This is a genomic window from Pseudomonas sp. PSE1(2024), assembly GCF_050990555.1.
Classification (GTDB): Bacteria; Pseudomonadota; Gammaproteobacteria; order Pseudomonadales; family Pseudomonadaceae; genus Aquipseudomonas; species Aquipseudomonas aphyarum.
Genome location: NZ_CP158967.1, coordinates 5385241 through 5406998, shown reverse-complemented (window position 1 = coordinate 5406998; position 21758 = coordinate 5385241). Strand labels below are relative to the sequence as shown.

Sequence of the window (21758 nt, the reverse complement as noted above, 5' to 3'; positions counted from 1 at the left end):
GGGTTACTCCATTTCGACGGTATCAGCGTCGATTGCGTCGTACTGTTTGTGAGTGCCGACAAATTTTATGTACACCGCGCCAAAGCGGTACGCCACGGCGACAATCAGGCGATAGGAATTGCCTTTGATATTGAATACAACTCTTCGGCTTTTCAGAATGCTGGCGCAAGCAAACTGTGACTTGATATCCACAGGTGTTTTCCAGCTTGCCTTTCTTGCTTCGTCTATCCATGCCAGCAATGGCTGCTCTGCTTCCGGATATCGTTCCCAAAAGACTTTTAGCTGACTGATGGCGATGATTCTCATGGCGTGATCCTAGTCCCGCTGTGGGACTGCTGCAAGTCTGTCGGTGGATACTGGACAAATGGTTGGTGTCAATTGATGACTTTTACCGATGCTGTCGGCAGTGGAGGGAAAGGGGGGAGTGAATTCAGTGGAGGAAAACTCTATCCCGGACAGCATTTTTCCGGTGTAGGAAAAGGCAGCGTGATTTAGCCGAATTGGATTCATGGACCTACAAAAAAGGCTTACCTCTCGGTAAGCCTTTTTCAGTTGGCAGTGTTGATTCAATCCCCCAACGCTACCCCTTCACGCCGAGGATCCGCCCCACCTGCCAGCGTTGTCTTCCCCTGAGCATCCTTGACTCGCACGATTGCCTGGGTGCCGCTGGTCATGTCGATTTCGTTGACGGTGTGGCCCTTGTCCTTGAGTGCCTGGATCAGCGTCGGGCTGAACTGGCCCTGTTCCAGTTCCGTCGGGCCGTTGCGGCTGCCGAAGTTGGGCAGGCTGATGGCGCTTTGCGGGTCGAGGTTCCAGTCGAGCAGGCCGACGGTGGTTTTGGCCACGTATTCGATGATCTGCGAGCCGCCGGGAGAACCGACGGTGGCGACGAACTCGCCGCTGTTGCGGTCGAAGATCAAGGTCGGCGCCATCGATGAGCGCGGGCGTTTGCCGGGCTCTACGCGGTTGGCGACTTTCTGTCCGTTCTCTTCGGGGATGAACGAGAAGTCGGTCATCTGGTTGTTGAGCAGGAAACCCTGAACCATCAGGTGCGAGCCGAACGCTGCTTCGATGGTGGTGGTCATCGAGACGGCGCCACCGAAGTCATCCACGGCCACCACTTGCGAGGTGGAAATGCGCAGCGGCGAGCGATCCGGCGCGTAGGCGATCTGCACGCCCGGCGGTGTGCCGGGTTTGGCTGTGCCCATGCTGCGTTCGCCGATCAGGCTGGCGCGGCTGGCCAAGTAACCCGGATCGACCAGGCCCTTGGCCGGCACCGGCACAAAGTCGGTATCGGCTACGTATTGCGCGCGGTCGGCGTAGGCCAGGCGCTCGGCTTCGGCGATCAGGTGCACGGCTTGCGGCGCAGGTTCGATGCCGGCGGGTTTATCGGTCTTCACAGGTTTGAGCGGCGTCAGGGACAGGCGCGGATCGCGGGTCTCCAGCGCCTGCAAGGTGCCGAGAATCTGCGCCACTGCAATTCCGCCCGATGATGGCGGCGGCATCCCGCAAACCTGCCAGCGTTTGTAGTCGGTGCACAGGGGCGCGCGCTCCTTGGCCTGATAGTGCTGAAGGTCGTTCAGCGACAGGCTGCCGGGGTTGGCGTGGCCCTGAACCTTGGCCACGATCTCTTCGGCGATCGGGCCTTTGTACAGTGCGTCCGCACCTTCGTTGGCGATGCGTTTGAGCACGGCGGCCAGCGCCGGATTCTGCAAGCGAGTGCCGACGGCTTTGACGCTGCCATCGCTGTTCAGAAAGTACTTGGCCATGTCCGGCGAGCGGCGAATCACCGGGTCGGATTCCAGCAGCGAATGCAGGCGCGGGGAGATCGCAAAACCCTGCTCGGCCAGTTTGATCGCCGGCTCGAACAATGTCGCCCACGGCAAGCGGCCGTGCTTTTTGTGCGCCAGCTCTAATGCACGCATTACCCCCGGGGTGCCGACGGAGCGTCCACCGATCTGCGCCTGCGGGAACGGCATCGGTTTGCCGTCGGCCTGGAGGAACAGCTTCTCGGTCGCACCGGCCGGTGCGGTTTCGCGACCGTCGTAGGTGCGCACTTGTTTGCCGTCCCACAGCACGATCATCGCGCCACCACCGATCCCGGAGGATTGCGGTTCGACCAGGGTCAACACGGCTTGCATCGCGATGGCGGCATCGATGGCGGAACCACCCTGACGCAACATCTCGCGACCGGCCTCGGCGGCCAGCGGATTGGCAGCGGCGGCCATGTGTTTTTCGGCGTGGCTGGCTTGCAGGCCGGTGCGGTAACCGGAGGCGGCTTCCGGTGCCAGCGGCAGGGTCGAGGAGGGCGGTGCGTTGCAGGCCGTGAGGGCGATGGCGCTGACGATCAGCGTCAGGGCGGGCAGGCGAAAACGGTTCAGGGGCAGGGCTGGAAACACGCGGGCTCTCCGTCCGTGGGATAAAAGTCTGACGGACTGTATCGGCCGACCGTGTACGACGCAAACCGGAGGTATCTTTGTCCTTCATGCCTTGGCGGATTTTCTGTAGGGTCATGGGCAAACGTGAAGCCAGAACAATCAACAAGAGGCCGCCATGCACAACGAGTTTCCGACCCAGCCCAGCTATCGCGAACAACGCGAGCGCTTTCTAGCCGCCGCAAAGGTTGCGGGTGCAACGCTCTCTTCGTACGCGCATCCGCTCAATGGGCCGTTTGGCGAGTCTTTGAGTACCGATGTCGCGGTGCTGGGGGATCCAGCGGCCAAACGGCGCCTGGTGGCGCTCAGCGGCACCCACGGGGTTGAGGGTTATTACGGATCGGAGTGCCAGATCGACTGGTTCGAGCATTTCACGCCGGACTCGCTGCCGAAGGATGTCGCGGTCGTGATGGTTCACCTGATCAACCCGTGGGGCACGACGTGGCTGCGGCGGGTCAACGAAGACAATATCGACCTCAACCGCAATCACCTGGATTTCAACCGACCGCTTCCGGACAACCGCGCTTACGCAGCGCTGCATGAAATTTACGCCTGCACCGATTTGAATGGCCCCGAGCGGCAAAAGGCTGATGCCTTGCTGGATGCGCAAATTGCCGAGCACGGCTGGCCGGCTGTCATGTCGATTGTCGAGGGCGGTCAGCACAGTCATCCCGACGGATTGTTCTTTGGCGGACTCGCGCCGAGTTGGTCGAATCGCACGCTGCACTCAATCATCGAGAATCATCTGGCCGGTGCTGAAACCGTGATGTGTTTCGACCTGCACACCGGCGCAGGCGAGTACGGGCATCCGATGCTGCTGACGATTACCCAGGCGCCGTATCCAGCGCTGGCCAAGGCGCAGTCGATTTACGGCCCGTGGCTCTACACGCTGCACACTGGAGCCGAAACCCTGAGTGAAACCGGCGTTGCGGCAACCGCCACCGGCTACACCTCGCAGGCACTGCTCAATGCGCTGCCGAATGTGCAACTGATGCCGTTCGTGATCGAGTGCGGGACTTATCCGGGGCCGGACGTGCATCGTTACCTGCGCGACGATCACTGGCTGCATCTGCATGGCGATCCGCTGGATGCGACGGGGCGCGAGATCAAATTGAATCTGCTGGAGCAGTTCTACCCCGCCGATCCGGACTGGCGAGCGATGGTCGGTTTGCGCACGCGGCAGATCTGGACGAAAGGGCTGGCGGCACTGGCCGGATAAAAGAAAATGCCGGCTGACGATGGCCGGCACTTTTCTCGAGGCATAAAAAAACGGCCTACCTTTCGGTAAGCCGTTTTTAGTACTTGGTGGCTACACAGGGACTTGAACCCCGGACCCCAGCATTATGAATGCTATGCTCTAACCAACTGAGCTATGTAGCCAAGTGGCGCGCATTATTCCCCTGAAATGGAAAAGCGTCAAGCGTAAATTCAAAATATTTCTTCTTATTTTCAACCGCTTATCCTCCCGCGCCGAAAATCGGGGCGGGAGGGGCTTTCAACGCAGCTGAAATCTTCCGGTGTTGGCACTCAAGGCATGGCTGCCCTGGCTCAAGGTGTCCGCCGCGAGATTCACGGCCCGCGCGCCTTCGAGCAGACGAACCGCCGCTTGATCGACCTGCTGGATATTGCCGCTGACCTCATCGGCAGTGTTCGCCTGTTCTTCTACCGCTGTGGCGATCTGGGCGAGGGTGTCGGTGACACTCTGCACGGCGCTGGCGATTTCCCCCAGGCGTTCGCCAAGTCCCGTGACCGCTTCCGCGTCCGATTGCGCCTGGCCGCAGGCAGCCTCCATCAGGCTCACGGCTTCATTGACCGTATTGCGCAGGCTGTCGACCGTGCCGGCGATCTGCGCCGTGGACGATTGCGTACGTTGCGACAGGCTGCGCACCTCGTCGGCCACCACGGCAAAACCGCGACCTTGCTCCCCGGCCCGCGCGGCTTCGATGGCGGCGTTGAGCGCCAGCAAGTTGGTCTGTTCGGCGACGCCGCGAATGGTGTCGACCACCAGTTGAATCTGCTGCCCTTGCTCGCTGACCCGGCCGAGCGCTGCGGCAGTTTCGTTCAGGCGCTGATTGAGCTGCTGAATGCTCGCCGTGGTCCGTTGACTGTCACGGCTGCTGTCGGCAGCGATGCGCCGGGTGTGCTGGGCGCTGCCGGAAGCCTGTTCGCAACTCTGCGCCACGCCTTGAGACGTCGCCGCCAGTTGCGTGGCCGCTGCGGCGATCTGGCTGATCTGCAATTGCTGGGCCTCGACTTCGCTGAGAGCGCCGCTGGAGTGATCGTTGAGGCTGCGCACCGCGTTGCTCAGTTGCGAAGTCTCGTGATCGACACCCAGCAGGCTGGTGCGCAATTGCACCACCGCCACGTTGAGTGCGGTGCTGATCGAAGCCAATTCATCGCGGCCCACGACCGGCACTTGCAGGCTCAGATTACCGTCGCGCAGAGCCTCGGCCAGCAGCGTGATGCCGCTGGCGCTACGACGGATGGAGGCTTGCAGGCAGACGAACAGATACAGCGCCGCCAGCAACAGGAAACCGAACACAGCGGCGACAACGATGAACTGACGAATCGCCGATCCGTGGTAGTCATCCAGGCGCTGATCCAGCGAAACCAGCGATTGCTGGCGCAGCGTGGCGAGGTTGCCGAGCAGGGCATCGAGAGTGCGCTCGAACTCTTCAGGCTTGAGATTGATGCTGCCGCCGAACACGCCGTCATCCAGCACTTTCAGACCGGCATCCAGTTGTTTGAGGCTGTCGTGATATTGCCCGGCCCAGCCTTGCAGGGCCGGCGGCAGACGCGCTTCGAGCAGGCTCGCAGTTTTCACCAACTGCTCACGGGCATCGCCGATGCGGCTGCGCAGGTCACGCAGTTGCAGACGGCTTTGCAGGGTGAACTGGCCGGATACCACCGACGCCTGGCCGACGGCTGCCAGTCGGCCGACACGTTCGATCAGGTCCGGTGCGTGCTGGGTGGAAATCTGCGTCAGCAGATAGGTTTCCAGCCACGGTGCAAGGATCAGACGGTTGTCCATCGCGATCTGTTCGCGCAACGCTTGCAGGGCGCTGAGGGCGTTGGTGAATCGGTCGTAACCGTCCGGCCACCAACCGACACCGGAAAGGCTTTTCGAGTCCAGACCATTGAGCGCGGCTTGCAGCGCCTGATAGCGAGTCAGGGTTTCTCCTTCCGCGCCTTCGGCTTGCAAGGCATTGCCCAAGTCCAGCGTCGCCTGGGCAACAGCAGGTTGTACGCCATCGAACGCAGCCATCGCGGCGAGGGTCGCGGGCGTCGGCTGGCGGTTGGTTTCCGTGGCGCGCCAGCGGGCGGCGCGGTCGCGCTGGGCGGCGAGCAGGTTGTCGAGAGCATCGAGGGCGAGCAACTGCCGCACACCGGCACGTTCGCCGGCGATCAGGTTGAGTTTGTCGCGATAGTCCTGGCCGATCATCAACAGGCTGCCGGCCAATGGCAGGATAAACAGCAGAAACAACAACTGGAATTTACGCGCGAAGCCAAACCGCCCCAGCAACCTGATCCCCGGTGATAAAAAAGCCTGCATGCCCCATGACTCCTCTGGACACCACGCACCATCGGCGTGCATCGCGGTCGTTGCGACCGGGATTGGTGCCCTGCTAAAAGGCCTCGAAAGTTCACCCTTGCCCGCTCTGTAGGCCGGCTCTGTAGCGAAACTTCCCATTCTCGATGCCCTTTGTAAGGGCGCCGCGTTCAAGCGGATAAGCAAGGCAAGATTCAGACCATGGCGTTGCGCTATCACTTGCGGCGCGACGACTGAATAGTTCGTTAGCTGGCTAAGGGGATGGCGCTGGCGCACCGAAAAATGGCACATTGACGCACCTGCCCGCGTGCACCCATCTGCAGTCCGGAAACTCCCATGGCTATCAGCAACGTTCAGACCGCCGCTGCCTCGGCGTCCGCTCCTCCCCAAAGCAGCCCTTTGGTGATGCGCATCATCGGCGCGGTGGCGCTGGCGCATTTGATCAATGACCTGATCCAGTCAGTGCTGCCGTCGATCTATCCGATGCTCAAGGCCAACTATGGCCTGAGTTTCACCCAGGTCGGCCTGATCACTTTGACGTTCCAATTGACCGCTTCGCTGTTGCAGCCGTGGGTCGGTTATCACACCGACCGGCATCCGAAACCGTGGCTGCTGCCGGCAGGTTCCGTGTGCACGCTGATCGGTATCGTGATGATGTCGATGGTTGGCAGTTTCCCTTTGATTCTGCTGGCAGCGGCGCTGATCGGTATCGGCTCTTCGACCTTCCACCCTGAAGCTTCTCGTATCGCGCGGCTGGCGTCGGGTGGGCGCTTCGGTCTGGCGCAATCGACGTTCCAGGTCGGTGGTAATGCCGGTTCGGCATTCGGCCCGTTACTGGCAGCGGCGATCATCATTCCTTTCGGCCAGGGCAATGTGGCCTGGTTCGGACTGTTCGCGGTGTTTGCGCTGTTCGTGCTCTATCGCATCAGCCGCTGGTACGCCCATCACCTGAACCTGTTCAAGCTCAAGGCCGGCCAGGCCGCCACTCATGGACTGTCGAAGAGCAGGGTGATCAGCGCGCTGGTGGTGCTCGGGTTGCTGGTGTTCTCCAAGTACTTCTACATGGCCAGCCTGACCAGCTACTTCACGTTCTACCTGATCGAGAAGTTCGACCTGTCGGTGGCCAGTTCACAGCTGCATCTGTTCCTGTTCCTCGGCGCGGTGGCGGCGGGCACGTTCTTCGGCGGGCCGATTGGCGACAAGATCGGGCGCAAGGCGGTGATCTGGTTCTCGATCCTTGGCGTGGCACCGTTCACGCTGCTGATGCCGCATGTCGACCTGTTCTGGACCAGCGTCCTGAGTGTGGTGATCGGCTTCATCCTCGCTTCGGCGTTCTCGGCGATCGTGGTGTACGCGCAGGAACTGGTGCCGGGCAATGTCGGAATGATTGCCGGGGTGTTCTTCGGTCTGATGTTCGGATTTGGCGGGATCGGTGCGGCGTTGCTCGGGCATCTGGCGGACATTCACGGCATTGAGTACGTGTACTTCCTGTGCTCGTTCCTGCCGCTGTTCGGGGTGCTGGCGATCTTCCTGCCGAGAACCAAAAAGGCCTGACGGGCCGAATTTCATGTCTAGTCCTGAAATAGGTTTACACCTGTTTCACCCTAACGCCCGATGCACCGCATCGGGCGTTTTGTATTTTAAGGACAGGTGCGGGCGCTCCTGGTTGTAGATCAAGATCGCCTCCCGCACCATTTGCTCCGCTTGCGCCAAGTCTGTCGGTCGGTGGAGCAAGAGCTCTGTCTTCAAGATGCCATTGACCCGCTCTGCCAAGGCGTTTTGGTAGCAGTCGTAGCCATCAGTCATCGAGCACGTGATGCCATGTTTGGCATGGAGCTTTTGATATAGCGCCGAGCAGTACTGCACACCTCGATCCGAGTGATGAACCAGTTTCTGGCGTGTTCGACGCGTCTTCAAGGCCATACGCAAGGCTTGAGCCACTGAGTCGGCATGCAAGCTGCCATGCACGTGATAGCCGACGATCTTTCTTGAGAAGGCATCCGTCACCAGACTCAAATAGACCGGATCATCACGCTTGGTGGACAGATAAGTGATATCGGCCACCCAAACCTGTTCCGGACCGGTAGCGACAACTTGCGACGGGCCTGGTTTGAGCAGATTGGGATGGCAGCGGAAGTGATGATGACTGTCGGTCGTTTTGTGATAAGCCCGCTTCCTGCGGACCAGTTGGCGGTAATCACGCAAGACCGCCAATAACCGATCGCGGCCGACATGCAGCTCCTGTTTCTCACGCTCCGCGTGCATCAACGAGTGCAATTTGCGGGCGCCAATGCAGGGTTGGCGTACTCGGATTGTCTGCACAAACTGGATGAGTTTCTGATCTTGCTCGATGCGAGCCCGATAGACGCGATTACGTTTGTAAAAGGCTTGGCGACTGATCCCCATAAACTGGCAAGCCCTGCTGACACTCAGGGTTTGGGTTTGCGCAACGACTTGCCGGGCCGCTTTTTTACGACAGAGACGCCGTAGTCGTTCTTCAGTACATCCACCACGTCTTCAAAAAACTTGGCTTTCTGATTCGCCAGCGCCAACTGCTCCTCAAGTTCTTTGATTCTCTGCTCGGGTGTTAAGGGCAAAGTGGGCTCGTCCATCGGTCGGGTCCTTTGGGAACGAATGGAGGCGCCTTGGCTCCAGTCTTGCCGACCATGCTTGCGTAACCAAACCAACACCGTCGATCGACCCTGAATTCCGTAGCGCCGTTGAGCCTCTTTATAACTCAACTCGCCTTTTTCGACTTGGTCGACAACCGACAATTTAAAAGTCAGCGTGTAATCGCGTTGACTGCGTTTTGCGCCCGAATCCATTGCACACTCCTGAAAAGAAGCCAGAAGGTGTAAACCTTATTCAGGACGAGACATCAGGCACAAAAAAGCCGCGTATCAAACGCGGCTTTTTCTTGGGTGCAGCTTTTACACGTTGAAGCGGAAGTGCATCACGTCGCCATCTTTGACGATGTAATCCTTGCCTTCCAGACGCCATTTGCCGGCTTCCTTGGTGCCCGCTTCGCCCTTGTACTGGATGAAGTCGTTGTAGGCGATCACTTCGGCGCGGATGAAGCCTTTCTCGAAGTCGGTGTGGATCACGCCGGCGGCTTGTGGTGCGGTGGCACCGACGCGGACGGTCCAGGCGCGGACTTCTTCGACACCGGCGGTGAAGTAGGTCTGCAGGTGCAGCATTTCGTAGCCGGCGCGGATCACGCGGTTCAGGCCAGGCTCTTCCAGGCCCAGGGCCTCAAGGAACATGTCTTTCTCTTCACCGTCGTCCAGCTCGGCGATTTCCGCTTCGATCTTGTTGCAGACCGGAACAACCATCGCGCCTTCTTCTTCGGCGATGGCCTTGACCACGTCCAGGTGCGGGTTGTTCTCGAAACCGTCTTCAGCGACGTTGGCGATGTACATGACCGGCTTGGTGGTCAGCAGGTGGAAGCCCTTGATGATCGCTTTTTCGTCGGCGCTCATGTTCTTCATCAGGCTGCGTGCAGGCTTGCCTTCAGTGAAGTGCGGGATCAGTTGTTCGAGCAGGGCCTTCTGGGCCACTGCGTCCTTGTCACCGCCCTTGGCGTTGCGCGCGACTTTCTGCAGTTGCTTCTCGCAGCTGTCGAGGTCGGCGAAAATCAGTTCCAGGTCGATGATTTCGATGTCGCGCTTCGGGTCGACGCTGTTGGAAACGTGGATCACGTTCTCGTCTTCGAAGCAGCGCACGACGTGAGCGATCGCGTCGGTTTCGCGGATGTTGGCCAGGAACTTGTTGCCCAGGCCTTCACCTTTCGAGGCGCCGGCAACCAGGCCCGCGATGTCGACGAATTCCATGCTGGTCGGCAGGATGCGCTTCGGATTGACGATGGCCGCCAGAGCGTCCAGACGCGGATCCGGCATCGGCACGATGCCGCTGTTCGGCTCGATGGTGCAGAAGGGGAAGTTCTCGGCCGCGATCCCGGATTTGGTCAGGGCGTTGAACAGGGTGGACTTGCCGACGTTAGGCAGGCCGACGATGCCGCAATTGAATCCCATGGTGTTTCCCCTCGGATTAGAGTCAGGCCTTCTGGCTGTGCAGGTTTTTCATCGCGCGGTTCCATTCACCGGCGAGGATATCCGGCAGCACGCCGAGGGCAAAGTCGATGCTGGCATCGAGTTTTTCCTGTTCGGCGCGTGGCGCACGACCCAGGACGAAATTTGAAACCATACTGGCGACGCCCGGGTGGCCGATGCCAAGCCGCAGGCGGTGGAACGTATTCTGATTGCCCAATTGCGCAATGATGTCGCGCAACCCGTTGTGACCGCCATGGCCGCCGCCGACTTTGAGTTTGGCGACGCCCGGAGGCAGATCGAGTTCGTCGTGCGCCACCAGGATTTCTTCAGGCTTGATGCGGAAGAAACCGGCGAGTGCCGCCACGGCCTGGCCGCTGCGGTTCATGTAGGTGGTGGGAATCAGCAGACGAACATCCTGACCCTGATGCGAAAAACGCCCGGTCAGGCCGAAATACTTGCGATCGGCCACGAGATTCACGTTCTGTGCGTGGGCGATGCGCTCAACAAAAAGGGCCCCTGCGTTATGCCGGGTCTGCTCGTATTCAGCGCCTGGATTTCCCAGGCCAACGATCAGTTTGATGGCAGTCACGATAGGGGCCCTTCCTTTGAGTGGTGGATAACATCGCCGCGATCAGGGAAGGCGGCGAAAGTGGACGAAAAATGCTCATTTACCATGGATGTAAACTCCGCGTTCCCGCCCGCTTTCTCGCTACGTTCCAGTCCGCGATGTTACCTGCTCACTCAGGCATGACAGAGTGAATTACTCTGCTGCGCCTTCTTCGGTAGCTTCTGGAGCAACACGTGGAGCGTGGACGTTGGCAACAGCCTTGTCATCGCCGTGTGCCAGAGCCACGAACTCGACACCTTTAGGAGCTTTGAGGTCCGACAGGTGAACGATGGTGCCGATTTCAGCGTTAGCCAGGTCGACTTCGATGAACTCAGGCAGATCTTTTGGCAGGCAGGAAACTTCGATCTCGGCAACAACGTGCGAGATTTCGCCGCCTTTCTTCACTGGAGCAGCTTCGTTGATGAAGTGCACAGGAACGATAGCGGTCAGTTTCTGGCCAGCTACAACGCGTACGAAGTCAGCGTGCATCACGTGGCCTTTGGCCGGGTGACGTTGCAGAGCCTTGATGATCACGTTCTGCTTGGTGCCACCAACGTTCAGTTCGATAACGTGGCTGTAGGCAGCTTCGTTTTCGAGCAGTTTGGCAACTTCTTTGGCCAGCATGCTGATGGATTCAGGGGCTTTGTCGCCACCGTAAACAACAGCTGGAACCAGGGCGGCGAGACGACGCAGGCGGCGGCTCGCACCTTTCCCCAGGTCGGAACGCGCTTCAGCATTCAGAGTAAAATCGTTCATTTTGTATCTCCAAAATAGCCATGACCGAGTGGCGTTTGCGACCAGCGCCGAACACGGTATGGGCAAAAAAGCCCCGCCCCGGCAGGAATGCCGGGGCGGGGCGCTTTTCGTCAACGAGACATTTCGAGAAGGGCAGGGCCCTTAACGGAACATCGCGCTGATCGATTCTTCATTGCTGATGCGGCGAACCGCTTCGGCAACAACCGGTGCGATATCCAGTTGACGGATACGTGCACAGGCTTGTGCTGCAGCGGACAGCGGGATGGTGTTAGTGACCACCAGCTCGTCCAGCACGGAATTTTCGATATTCTCGATGGCCCGACCCGACAGCACAGGGTGTGTGCAGTAGGCAAAGACCTTGGCTGCGCCATGCTCTTTCAGGGCCTTGGCCGCATGGCACAGAGTGCCGGCGGTATCGACCATGTCATCGACCAGGATGCAGGTACGCCCTTCGACATCACCGATGATATGCATCACTTCAGAGTGATTGGCTTTCTCACGGCGTTTGTCGATGATCCCGAGATCCACGCCCAGGGATTTGGCAACGGCACGTGCACGCACGACGCCACCAATGTCCGGGGACACGATCATCAGGTTCTCGAAGCGCTGATCTTCGATGTCATCCACCAGAACAGGGGAGCCGTAGATGTTATCTACCGGAATATCGAAGAAACCCTGAATCTGGTCAGCATGCAGATCAACCGTGAGAACACGGTCGATGCCGACTACGGTGAGCATGTCAGCAACGACTTTCGCGCTGATAGCCACACGTGCGGAACGCGGACGGCGATCCTGACGGGCATAACCAAAATAAGGAATAACAGCAGTGATACGAGTAGCCGAGGAGCGGCGGAAGGCATCAGCCATCACTACCAGTTCCATCAGGTTATCGTTGGTCGGAGCGCAAGTCGGCTGAATAATGAAGACGTCTTTACCACGAACGTTTTCATTGATCTCGGCTGTAATTTCGCCGTCGGAGAATTTACCGACAGAGATGTCACCGAGAGGGATATGCAGCTGACGTACGACACGCCGAGCCAGATCGGGGTTAGCGTTCCCCGTAAAGACCATCATCTTGGACACGCGCAGTACCTGAAGGCTGAGGGTATACCTGGATGAGTATAGGAAAATGGCAGGGGCGGCTGGATTCGAACCAACGCATGGCAGGATCAAAACCTGCTGCCTTACCGCTTGGCGACGCCCCTGTATCTGTTGCTTGCAAGTGCCGGGCACTTGGTTCCTTTAGAGCAGACTTTGCAGCTTGCGATGCAACATCGAAACGTTGCTTCCTTTCGCTACAAACCCTGTAAGGGTCTCTGTCAGAAGGGCCGAGACTTTATCAGCTTCAGCTTTGCTTGGGAAGCCCCCAAACACACAACTTCCAGTTCCGGTGAGTTTTGCTTCGGTAAAATTACCTAACAAATTCAATGCGTTACGTACTTCTGGATAACGCCTTGATACCACCGGCAAGCAGTCATTTCGACTGTTTCCCTCGGGAACGGGGCGCACTTTAATGGGCGGCGTGTTACGTGTCAACAATGGATCTGAAAAAATTTCTGCCGTACTAACAGAGACTTGCGGAACGAGCACGACATACCACGGTTCGGCGGGCTCGACCGGGGTCAGTTTCTCGCCGACACCCTCGGCGAAAGCCGCATGGCCACGCACGAACACCGGCACGTCGGCGCCCAGTGTCAGGCCCAGTGCAGCCAGTCGATCTTCATCCCAACCCAGTTGCCACAAGTGATTGAGGCCGAGCAGGGTGGTGGCCGCGTTCGAACTGCCGCCACCGATGCCGCCGCCCATCGGCAGGATCTTGTCGATCCAGATATCGATGCCGAGCGAGCAGCCGGATTGTTCCTGCAGTTTCTTCGCCGCGCGCACGATCAGGTTGCTGTCGTGGGGCACGCCGTCGAATTCGGTGTGCAGGTGGATCACGCCATCGTCACGCACGGCGAAAGTGATTTCGTCGCCGTAGTCGAGGAACTGAAAAAGCGTTTGCAACTCGTGATAACCGTCTTCACGGCGACCGAGAATATGCAGCATCAGGTTGAGTTTGGCCGGCGATGGCAGCGTCAGGCGTGGAGCGGTCATGCGTTATTGCCCCAACTTGCGCGGTTGCCAGGTCTTGATGACCAGCGTCACGTCCAGGTCGGTGCCGTGCAGTTTGATCCGCTCGGGCAGCCAGTAACCGTTCTGTTCGGCATAGCTGAGGTATTCGACCTGCCAGCCATCCTGATCCAGATTGGCCAAACGGCTGTTGCCGTCCAGGGTCAGACGGCTTTTGCTGTCCGGTGCCGGGAGGCCGCGAACCCACCAGGCCAGATGCGAGACCGGCAGTTTCCAGCCCAGTTGCTCTTCGACCAGCGCTTCCGGAGTTGGCGCTTCATAGCGGCCCTGATTCGCCACTTCCAGCGACACCGCGCCCGGGCGACCGGTCAGTCGCGCCGCGCCACGACCCAGCGGGCCGGACAGACGGATGTCGTAGTAATCCTGACGTTGCAGCCAGAACAGCGTACCGCTGCCCGAATCTTTCGGGGCGCGAATGCCGATCTTGCCGTCGATCTGCCAGCCGTCGAGGCCGGTCAGGTGTTGTTTGTTCGCGGCCCACTGTGCCGGGTTGCCGTGGCCTTCGACCGATTCACGGGCGCCGAAACCCGCGCAACCGGCGAGCAGGGCGATGAAGCTGAAAACTATGACGTGGCGCAAAAACATGAGTTAAAGAGTCTCGGATCCGGTCAGGCGCTTGATGGTGCTGCGCAGGATGGTGCTGTCAGGCTGGTCCTTGAGGAACTTGCCCCAGATTTGTTTCGCTTCGCGCTGCTTGCCCTTGGCCCACAGCACTTCGCCCAGGTGCGCGGCGACTTCGTGATCGGGGAAGCGCTCGAGGGCCTGACGCAGGTATTTCTCGGCGTCTTCCAGATTGCCCATGCGAAAGTTCACCCAGCCGAGGCTGTCGAGCACCGCCGGGTCTTCCGGGTTGATCTGGTGCGCCTGCTCGATCAGCGCCTTGGCTTCAGCGTAGCGGGTGGTGCGGTCGGACAGGGTGTAGCCGAGGGCGTTGAGGGCCATGGCGTTGTCCGGATCGCGCTTGATGATCAGGCGCAGATCTTTTTCCATCTGCGCCAGGTCATTGCGTTTTTCCGCCTGCATCGCGCGGGTATAAAGCAGGTTCAGATCGTCCGGGTACTGCTGCAACGCTTGTTGCAGGACTTTCCAGGCCTTGTCGCCCTGATTGTTGGCGGACAGGGTTTCGGCTTCGATCAGGTACAACTGGATCGCGTAGTCCGGCTGTTCGTCACGCTCGGCGGCCAGTTTGCTCTGGGCTTCGGCGGTCTTGCCGTTGTTCATTAGAATATCGGCCTGACGCAGTTGCGCCGGCAGAAAGTCGTTGCCCGGGCCGACCTGGGCGTACTCGATGAGCGCGCCTTGCGGGTCATTGCGCTCTTCGGCGATGCGGCCCAGGTTCAGGTGCGCCGAATCGACATGGCTTTCCCGGGCGATCAGGTCTTCCAGATAGCCCTTGGCCTCGTCCCAGGCCTTGGCTTCCAGGCAGACCAGCGCCAGGGAATAACGCAGTTCGTCGTCTTCCGGGTATTGCTGAACCAGGGTGGAGAACTCGACCTTGGCGTCGTCCATCCGGTCCTGTTCCACCAGCATCCGCGCGTAGGTCAGGCGCAGGCGCTTGTCGTCCGGGTATTTCTTGATGCTTTTCTGCAACAGCGGCAAGGCTTCGTCGCCACGGTTCAGACCTTGCAGAAGACGTGCGCGCAGCAGGATCGGGGCGATTTCGCCGTCTTCCGGCGGATTGTCTTCAAGCAGGGTCAGCGCACCTTTGGTGTCGCCGTCCTGCTGCATCAGCAAGGCCTTGCCGAAAATCAGCTGATTGTTGTTCGGGTGACGCTGCAACAGGCGGTCGAAGCTTTTCATCAGGCCGTTGCGGGTTTCCTGGTCGGTGTCGGCGGCCGACAGCGCGAGGAAGTCGAAATGGGTGTCGCCCTTGCCCTGCAGGACTTTCTCCATGTAGACCATCGAGTCGTCATAGCGCCCGGCGCGAGCCAGTTGCACGGCGGCGGCGCGTTGCGCTTCGAGGTCGTCCGGGGCGTTTTTCGCCCAGATCAGCGCGGTATCGAGGGCCGGCTGATCGGCGCCCAGGTACTCGGCGATGCGGAAGGCGCGCTCGGAAACGCCCGGATCCTGGGTGTTGATGGCCTGGGTCACGTAGTTGTCCAGGGCAATGTCGAAACGATTGCGCTGGCCAGCGAGTTCGGCGCTCAGCAGGCTGAACACCGTTTCCTGGCTGAACGAGCTGTAAACCTTGGGCTTTTCAGGAGCCGGCGTGGTGTCTTCGACCGGTGAGGCACCGTCCTGCGAAACGGGGGCCAAGGCCTGGCAGCCGCTGAGGAAGACAAAAGCGAGGAGCAACGCGGAAGATCTATTCATATAGGAAGAGGACGACTAACCTGCGGTCGGATCATCATGACACAAGCCTTCGGCCAAACATAACCGAGTCTCGATTGTGGCCATTATAGGGGCCGACAATTGGGACAATAGTCAGCGGTAGTTGTTCTGAATCTGACGAAGTAGGACAATTGCCGGCTTCACGTCACCATCAGCGACCTTGAATGGCCTTCCTTGCACTCGGTATCAACCACAAGACTGCTTCAGTAGACGTCCGCGAGCGCGTGGCCTTTACCCCTGAGCAGCTGGTGGAGGCCTTGCAGCAGCTCTGCCGACTCACCGACAGCCGCGAAGCTGCGATCCTCTCCACCTGCAATCGCAGTGAGCTGTATATAGAACAGGATCAGCTTTCGGCCGATATCGTGCTGCGCTGGCTGGCCGACTATCACCATTTAAGCCTCGATGAGCTGCGCGCGAGCGCTTATGTGCATGAAGATGATGCGGCAGTTCGTCACATGATGCGCGTCGCCTCCGGGCTCGACTCACTGGTGCTGGGCGAACCGCAGATTCTCGGCCAGATGAAATCGGCCTACGCCGTGGCCCGCGAGGCCGGCACCATCGGGCCGCTGCTCGGGCGACTGTTCCAGGCGACCTTCAATGCCGCCAAGCAAGTCCGTACCGACACCGCCATCGGCGAAAACCCGGTGTCCGTGGCATTTGCCGCCGTCAGCCTGGCCAAACAGATTTTCAGTGACCTGCAACGCAGCCAGGCCCTGCTGATCGGTGCCGGCGAGACCATCACTCTGGTCGCCCGTCATTTGCATGAACTCGGGGTCAAGAGAATCGTGGTCGCCAACCGGACGCTGGAGCGCGCCAGCCTGCTGGCCGAGCAGTTCGGTGCCCACGCAGTGTTGCTCTCGGATATTCCTGCCGAACTGGTACGCAGCGACATCGTCATCAGTTCTACCGCCAGTCAGTTGCCGATCCTCGGCAAGGGCGCAGTGGAAAGCGCGCTGAAGCTGCGCAAGCACAAGCCGATCTTCATGGTCGACATCGCCGTTCCCCGTGACATCGAGCCAGAAGTCGGCGAACTCGACGACGTTTACCTCTATAGCGTCGACGATCTGCACGAAGTGGTCGCCGAAAACCTCAAGAGCCGTCAGGGTGCAGCGCAGGCAGCCGAAGAGATGGTTTCGGTCGGCGCCGACGATTTCATGGTGCGCCTGCGCGAGCTGGCGGCGGTCGATGTGCTCAAGGCCTATCGTCAACAGAGCGAACGCCTGCGCGACGAAGAACTGCAAAAGGCCCTGCGCCTGCTGGCCAACGGCGGCAACGCCGAAGATGTGCTCGGGCAACTGGCCCGTGGCCTGACCAACAAACTCCTGCACGCTCCGAGCGTGCAGTTGAAAAAGCTTTCTGCCGAAGGCCGCCTCGATGCGCTGGCCATGGCTCAGGAACTCTTTGCCCTCGAGGGCTCACCGGATAGCTTTTCGGATAAAAAACCGCAATGAAAGCGTCACTGCTCAATAAGCTGGACATTCTCCAGGACCGTTTCGAGGAACTGACCGCGCTGCTCGGCGACGGCGAAGTCATTTCCGACCAGACCAAATTCCGCGCCTATTCCAAGGAATACGCCGAACTTGAGCCGGTGGTACAAGGCTATAAAAAGCTGCTCAGCGTACAAAGCGATCTTGAAGGCGCGCAGGCGCTGCTCAAGGACAGCGACCCGGACATGCGTGAAATGGCCGTGGAAGAAGTCCGCGAAGCCAAGGAATTGCTGATCACGCTGGAATCCGACCTGCAACGCATGTTGCTGCCCAAGGATCCCAACGACGGGCGCAACGTGTTTCTCGAAATCCGCGCCGGCACCGGTGGCGACGAGGCGGCGATCTTCTCTGGCGACCTGTTCCGCATGTACTCGCGTTACGCCGAACGGCGTGGCTGGCGCGTGGAGATCCTTTCGGAAAACGAAGGCGAACACGGTGGCTATAAAGAAGTCATCGCCCGCATCGAAGGCGACAACGTTTACGGCAAGCTGAAATTCGAATCCGGCGCGCACCGCGTACAGCGTGTACCCGCCACCGAATCCCAGGGCCGTATCCACACCTCGGCCTGCACCGTGGCGGTATTGCCCGAGCCGGACGAGCGTGAAGCCATCGAGATCAACCCGGCGGATTTGCGCGTCGACACTTACCGTTCCTCCGGGGCCGGTGGTCAGCACGTCAACACCACCGATTCGGCGATCCGCATCACCCACATACCGACCGGCACCGTTGTCGAGTGCCAGGAAGAACGTTCCCAGCACAAGAACCGTGCCCGTGCGATGGCCTGGCTGGCGGCCAAACTCAACGACCAGCAGACGGCGGCGGCGGCCAACGCCATCGCCAGCGAACGTAAATTGCTGGTGGGTTCCGGTGACCGCTCCGAGCGCATCCGTACCTACAACTTTGCCCAGGGCCGGGTCACCGACCACCGCGTCAACCTGACCCTGTATTCCCTCGACGACATCCTCGCCGGTGGCGTCGAAGCCGTGATCGAGCCGTTGCTGGCCGAATACCAGGCCGACCAGCTCGCAGCGATAGGTGAGTAAATGACCATCATCGCCAGCCTGTTGCGCGCCGCCGAATTGCCGGATTCGCCCACCGCGCGTCTGGATGCCGAATTGCTTCTGGCCGCCGCGCTGGGCAAGTCGCGCAGTTTTCTCCACACCTGGCCCGAGCGCATCGTGCCCAGCGAAGCCGCACTGGTCTTCGCCGAGTACCTGCAACGTCGTCGCAGCGGCGAGCCGGTGGCCTACATTCTGGGTCAGCAGGGTTTCTGGAAGCTGGATCTGGAAGTCGCGCCGCACACGCTAATCCCGCGCCCGGACACCGAACTGCTGGTGGAAGCCGCACTGGAATTGTTGCCGGCGACCCCGGCCAAAGTTCTCGACCTCGGCACCGGCAGCGGGGCGATTGCCCTGGCCCTGGCCAGCGAGCGCCCGGCGTGGAAAGTCACCGCCGTGGATCGCGTGCTGGAAGCCGTGGCCCTGGCCGAACGCAATCGCCAGCGCCTGCACTTGAACAACGCCACGGTGCTGAGCAGTCACTGGTTCAGCGCCCTCGAAGGCAAGCGTTTCGAGCTGATCATCAGCAACCCGCCGTACATTCGCGCTGCCGATCCGCATCTGGTGGAAGGCGATGTGCGTTTCGAGCCGGAAAGCGCCTTGGTGGCCGGCATCGACGGGCTCGACGATCTGCGCCTGATCATCGCCCAGGCGCCGGCCCATCTGGAAGCCGGTGGCTGGCTGATGCTCGAACACGGCTATGATCAAGCCGAAGCCGTGCGCGATCTGCTGCTGACGCAAGGTTTCGAAGAAGTCCACAGCCGCACCGATCTGGGCGGCCATCAACGGATCAGCCTGGGGCGCCTGCCGTGCTGAATGATCAGGAATTGTTGCGCTACAGTCGGCAGATCCTGCTGCAACACATCGACATCGATGGCCAGTTGAAGCTCAAGGACAGCCGGGTATTGATCGTCGGCCTCGGTGGTCTCGGTGCGCCGGTGGCGTTGTATCTGGCGGCGGCGGGTGTCGGTGAATTGCACCTGGCGGATTTCGACACGGTCGACCTGACCAACCTGCAACGCCAGATCATCCACGACACCGACAGCGTCGGCATGACCAAGGTCGACTCGGCGCTCAAGCGCCTGAGCGCGATCAATCCTGAAATCAAGCTGGTGCCCCATCGTCAGGCACTGGACGAGGATTCTCTCGCCGCAGCCGTGGCGGCGGTGGATCTGGTGCTCGACTGCTCGGACAATTTCTCCACCCGCGAAGCGGTCAATGCCGCGTGCGTGGCGGCGCGCAAGCCCTTGGTCAGCGGCGCCGCGATCCGCCTCGAAGGACAGCTTTCGGTGTTCGACCCGCGTCGTGCCGAGAGCCCGTGTTACCACTGCCTGTACGGTCACGGCAGCGAAGCCGAATTGACTTGCAGCGAGGCCGGCGTGGTCGGGCCGCTGGTCGGTCTGGTCGGCAGCCTGCAAGCGCTGGAAGCCCTGAAGTTGCTGGCGGGTTTCGGCGAACCGCTGGTGGGGCGTCTGCTGTTGATCGATGCGCTGGGCTCGCGTTTCCGTGAGCTGCGGGTCAAGCGCGACCCCGGTTGCAGTGTCTGTGGTTTGCAGCATGCGTGAAGCGCCGATTGCCGTCTTCGATTCCGGCGTCGGCGGTCTGTCGGTGCTGGCGGAAATTCAGCGTCTTCTGCCCAATGAATCGCTGCTGTACCTCGGCGATTGCGGCCACATTCCTTATGGCGAGAAAACCCCGGAATTCATCCGCCAGCGTTGCAGCGTGATGGCCGGTTTCTTCCGCGAGCAGGGCGCCAAGGCGCTGGTGATCGCGTGCAACACCGCGACCGTGGCCGGCGTCGCCGATCTGCGCCGGGACTTTCCCGAATGGCCGATTGTCGGCATGGAGCCGGCGGTCAAACCGGCCGCCGCCGCCACCCGCAGCGGCGTGGTGGGGGTACTCGCCACCACCGGCACCTTGCAGAGTGCAAAGTTTGCAGCGCTGCTCGATCGTTTTGCCACGGATGTACGGGTCATCACTCAACCGTGCCCCGGACTGGTCGAGCGGATTGAAAGCGGCGATCTGCATAGCGCCGAGCTGCGTGCATTGCTCAAGCACTACGTCGATCCGCTGCTGGCCAACGGTTGCGACACGATCATTCTGGGCTGCACCCACTACCCGTTTCTCAAGCCGATGCTGAAGTCGATGATCCCCGAGAGCATCAGCCTGATCGATACGGGCGCGGCGGTAGCACGTCAATTGCAGCGGCTGCTGGCCGAGCGTGATCTGCTCGCCGAAGGGCCGAACCGGCCGGTCAGATTCTGGACCAGCGCCGATCCCGCGTCTTTGCGCAAGACCCTCGCCCTGCTGGGTCAAGTCGATGGTGACGTCGAAAAATTCACCTTGTAAAAAAAATGTGAAATATCTAAAAAGTCAGCTGAACTTCTGACCAAGCGCAGATTTCTATAGCGCAGAGTGACCTAGAAAAACCAAACGATCGTTCCGGAAAAGGAAGTTTCAACGTGAAGCGACTATTCTGCTTGGCCGCGATTGCGGCTGCACTGATGGGGCAAAGTTTTACCGCACAAGCTGCTGGCGTCGAGTTTGCAGTGGGTGCCACCAGCGATTCGACGATGACTTATCGCCTGGGCATGAATTTCGACTGGGACAAGAGCTGGCTGCAAAGTGACGTTGGTCGTCTGACCGGTTACTGGAGTGGCGCCTACACCTACTGGGAAGGCGACAAGACCTCCAGCAACAACAGCCTGTCGTTCTCGCCGGTGTTTGTTTACGAGTTTGCCGGTCAGTCGGTCAAACCGTATGTCGAGGCGGGGATCGGCGTGGCGCTGTTCTCCAACACCGAATACGAAGACAACAAGCTCGGCGGCGCCTTCCAGTTTGAAGACCGCTTTGGTTTCGGCCTGCGCTTCAATGGCGGGCATGAAGTCGGTATCCGTGCGACGCACTATTCCAACGCCGGCCTGAGCAGCAACAACGACGGGGTCGAAAGTTACTCGCTGCATTACACGATGCCGCTGTAAACCCCATAAAAAAAGGAGCGCTTGGCGCTCCTTTTTTTTATTCAGCGATACGCCGTGGCAATTCCCTGGCGTTCGTCGATGCATTCCGGTGCGCCCATTTCGAACTCGCGGCAGATCAGCGGACGCTTCTCGTAGATCGTGCACATCATCGTGTCGCGATCCAGCGCTGCACACCAGCCGTCGTCCAGACGCAGCATCACCTCACCACCCCAATCGTCGGTATCGATAAAACGCTCGGGTACGCCGGTGTCGGTGATCAGCATCACTTCGAGCTGGCAGCAGCAGGCCGCACAGGTCGAGCAGGTGACCTCGGGTTCGGCGATTTGCCGATGGGGAATGGTTTTCATGGCGCCAGTGTACGGCAGTGGCCGGTG

Annotated in this window: 20 protein-coding genes and 2 tRNA genes; 8 read left to right on the top strand and 14 right to left on the bottom strand. The window is 60.0% G+C overall.

The window, feature by feature from the left end; translation table 11 throughout:
• Nucleotides 1-3: 3 nt before the first annotated feature.
• Nucleotides 4-306, bottom strand: a complete 303-nt coding sequence (locus ABTV87_RS24565) for a type II toxin-antitoxin system HigB family toxin (RefSeq protein WP_064378527.1) — start codon at nucleotides 304-306, stop codon at nucleotides 4-6.
• A 260-nt stretch (nucleotides 307-566) separates the two neighbouring features.
• Nucleotides 567-2399, bottom strand: coding sequence for a gamma-glutamyltransferase (ggt, locus tag ABTV87_RS24560; RefSeq protein ID WP_433898502.1), 1833 nt, complete (start codon nucleotides 2397-2399; stop codon nucleotides 567-569).
• Between the two features lie 154 nt (nucleotides 2400-2553).
• Between ggt and ABTV87_RS24555 the strand changes: the two genes are divergently transcribed.
• The gene (locus tag ABTV87_RS24555; RefSeq protein WP_085607007.1) at nucleotides 2554-3654 is read left to right on the top strand and encodes a M14 family metallopeptidase; all 1101 of its coding nucleotides are present in this window, start codon (nucleotides 2554-2556) and stop codon (nucleotides 3652-3654) included.
• Nucleotides 3655-3738: 84 nt separating this feature from the next.
• On the opposite strand, the gene ABTV87_RS24550 is transcribed toward ABTV87_RS24555, so the two are convergent.
• Nucleotides 3739-3815: transfer RNA gene (locus tag ABTV87_RS24550), tRNA-Met, on the bottom strand.
• A gap of 115 nt (nucleotides 3816-3930) precedes the next feature.
• The gene (locus tag ABTV87_RS24545; RefSeq protein ID WP_433898501.1) at nucleotides 3931-5988 is read right to left on the bottom strand and encodes a methyl-accepting chemotaxis protein; all 2058 of its coding nucleotides are present in this window, start codon (nucleotides 5986-5988) and stop codon (nucleotides 3931-3933) included.
• Between the two features lie 333 nt (nucleotides 5989-6321).
• Between ABTV87_RS24545 and ABTV87_RS24540 the strand changes: the two genes are divergently transcribed.
• Complete coding sequence (locus ABTV87_RS24540) at nucleotides 6322-7539, top strand: MFS transporter (protein ID WP_433898500.1); 1218 nt, start codon at nucleotides 6322-6324, stop codon at nucleotides 7537-7539.
• Nucleotides 7540-7584: 45 nt separating this feature from the next.
• On the opposite strand, the gene ABTV87_RS24535 is transcribed toward ABTV87_RS24540, so the two are convergent.
• The 9 genes from ABTV87_RS24535 to ABTV87_RS24495 form a co-directional block, all read right to left on the bottom strand.
• Nucleotides 7585-8810 (bottom strand): IS3 family transposase gene (locus tag ABTV87_RS24535; RefSeq protein ID WP_371915882.1). Its coding sequence is split into 2 segments (ribosomal slippage): nucleotides 7585-8459 and nucleotides 8459-8810, totalling 1227 coding nucleotides; the frame shifts between segments, so codons are not numbered across the junction.
• A 105-nt stretch (nucleotides 8811-8915) separates the two neighbouring features.
• A complete protein-coding gene (ychF, locus tag ABTV87_RS24530; protein ID WP_433898499.1) occupies nucleotides 8916-10016 on the bottom strand; it encodes a redox-regulated ATPase YchF in 1101 nt (366 codons plus the stop codon).
• Nucleotides 10017-10038: 22 nt separating this feature from the next.
• Complete coding sequence (gene pth / locus ABTV87_RS24525) at nucleotides 10039-10623, bottom strand: aminoacyl-tRNA hydrolase (RefSeq protein ID WP_007951726.1); 585 nt, start codon at nucleotides 10621-10623, stop codon at nucleotides 10039-10041.
• A gap of 171 nt (nucleotides 10624-10794) precedes the next feature.
• Nucleotides 10795-11397, bottom strand: a complete 603-nt coding sequence (locus ABTV87_RS24520; RefSeq protein ID WP_007951725.1) for a 50S ribosomal protein L25/general stress protein Ctc — start codon at nucleotides 11395-11397, stop codon at nucleotides 10795-10797.
• A 141-nt stretch (nucleotides 11398-11538) separates the two neighbouring features.
• A complete protein-coding gene (locus ABTV87_RS24515; RefSeq protein WP_003171603.1) occupies nucleotides 11539-12480 on the bottom strand; it encodes a ribose-phosphate pyrophosphokinase in 942 nt (313 codons plus the stop codon).
• Between the two features lie 47 nt (nucleotides 12481-12527).
• Nucleotides 12528-12602: transfer RNA gene (locus ABTV87_RS24510), tRNA-Gln, on the bottom strand.
• A gap of 37 nt (nucleotides 12603-12639) precedes the next feature.
• Nucleotides 12640-13491 (bottom strand): 4-(cytidine 5'-diphospho)-2-C-methyl-D-erythritol kinase, encoded by an 852-nt coding sequence (ispE, locus tag ABTV87_RS24505; RefSeq protein ID WP_085606999.1) that lies wholly within the window; start codon nucleotides 13489-13491, stop codon nucleotides 12640-12642.
• A gap of 3 nt (nucleotides 13492-13494) precedes the next feature.
• Nucleotides 13495-14112: a lipoprotein insertase outer membrane protein LolB gene (gene lolB, locus ABTV87_RS24500; protein WP_007951721.1), complete on the bottom strand. Its 618-nt coding sequence runs from the start codon at nucleotides 14110-14112 to the stop codon at nucleotides 13495-13497.
• Nucleotides 14113-14115: 3 nt separating this feature from the next.
• Entirely contained in the window at nucleotides 14116-15840 is a 1725-nt protein-coding gene (locus ABTV87_RS24495) for a tetratricopeptide repeat protein (protein ID WP_433898498.1), read from the bottom strand.
• 182 nt (nucleotides 15841-16022) lie between these two features.
• Between ABTV87_RS24495 and hemA the strand changes: the two genes are divergently transcribed.
• The 6 genes from hemA (at nucleotide 16023) to ABTV87_RS24465 (ending at nucleotide 21384) form a co-directional block, all read left to right on the top strand.
• The gene (gene hemA, locus ABTV87_RS24490) at nucleotides 16023-17309 is read left to right on the top strand and encodes a glutamyl-tRNA reductase (RefSeq protein ID WP_007951716.1); all 1287 of its coding nucleotides are present in this window, start codon (nucleotides 16023-16025) and stop codon (nucleotides 17307-17309) included.
• A complete protein-coding gene (gene prfA, locus ABTV87_RS24485) occupies nucleotides 17306-18388 on the top strand; it encodes a peptide chain release factor 1 (protein WP_433898497.1) in 1083 nt (360 codons plus the stop codon). The genes hemA and prfA overlap by 4 nt, the downstream gene beginning before the upstream one ends.
• Nucleotides 18389-19219, top strand: a complete 831-nt coding sequence (prmC, locus tag ABTV87_RS24480) for a peptide chain release factor N(5)-glutamine methyltransferase (protein ID WP_007951712.1) — start codon at nucleotides 18389-18391, stop codon at nucleotides 19217-19219. It begins immediately after the preceding gene.
• The gene (locus ABTV87_RS24475) at nucleotides 19213-19968 is read left to right on the top strand and encodes a molybdopterin-synthase adenylyltransferase MoeB (RefSeq protein WP_433898496.1); all 756 of its coding nucleotides are present in this window, start codon (nucleotides 19213-19215) and stop codon (nucleotides 19966-19968) included. The genes prmC and ABTV87_RS24475 overlap by 7 nt, the downstream gene beginning before the upstream one ends.
• A complete protein-coding gene (gene murI, locus ABTV87_RS24470) occupies nucleotides 19961-20752 on the top strand; it encodes a glutamate racemase (protein WP_433898495.1) in 792 nt (263 codons plus the stop codon). The genes ABTV87_RS24475 and murI overlap by 8 nt, the downstream gene beginning before the upstream one ends.
• Nucleotides 20753-20865: 113 nt before the next feature.
• The gene (locus ABTV87_RS24465; protein ID WP_007951709.1) at nucleotides 20866-21384 is read left to right on the top strand and encodes an acyloxyacyl hydrolase; all 519 of its coding nucleotides are present in this window, start codon (nucleotides 20866-20868) and stop codon (nucleotides 21382-21384) included.
• 41 nt (nucleotides 21385-21425) lie between these two features.
• Here ABTV87_RS24465 and ABTV87_RS24460 read toward each other — a convergent pair whose 3' ends face one another.
• Nucleotides 21426-21731 carry a YkgJ family cysteine cluster protein gene (locus ABTV87_RS24460; protein WP_007951707.1) on the bottom strand — a complete coding sequence of 102 codons (306 nt, stop codon included), beginning with the start codon at nucleotides 21729-21731 and terminating at the stop codon, nucleotides 21426-21428.
• Nucleotides 21732-21758: the final 27 nt, after the last annotated feature.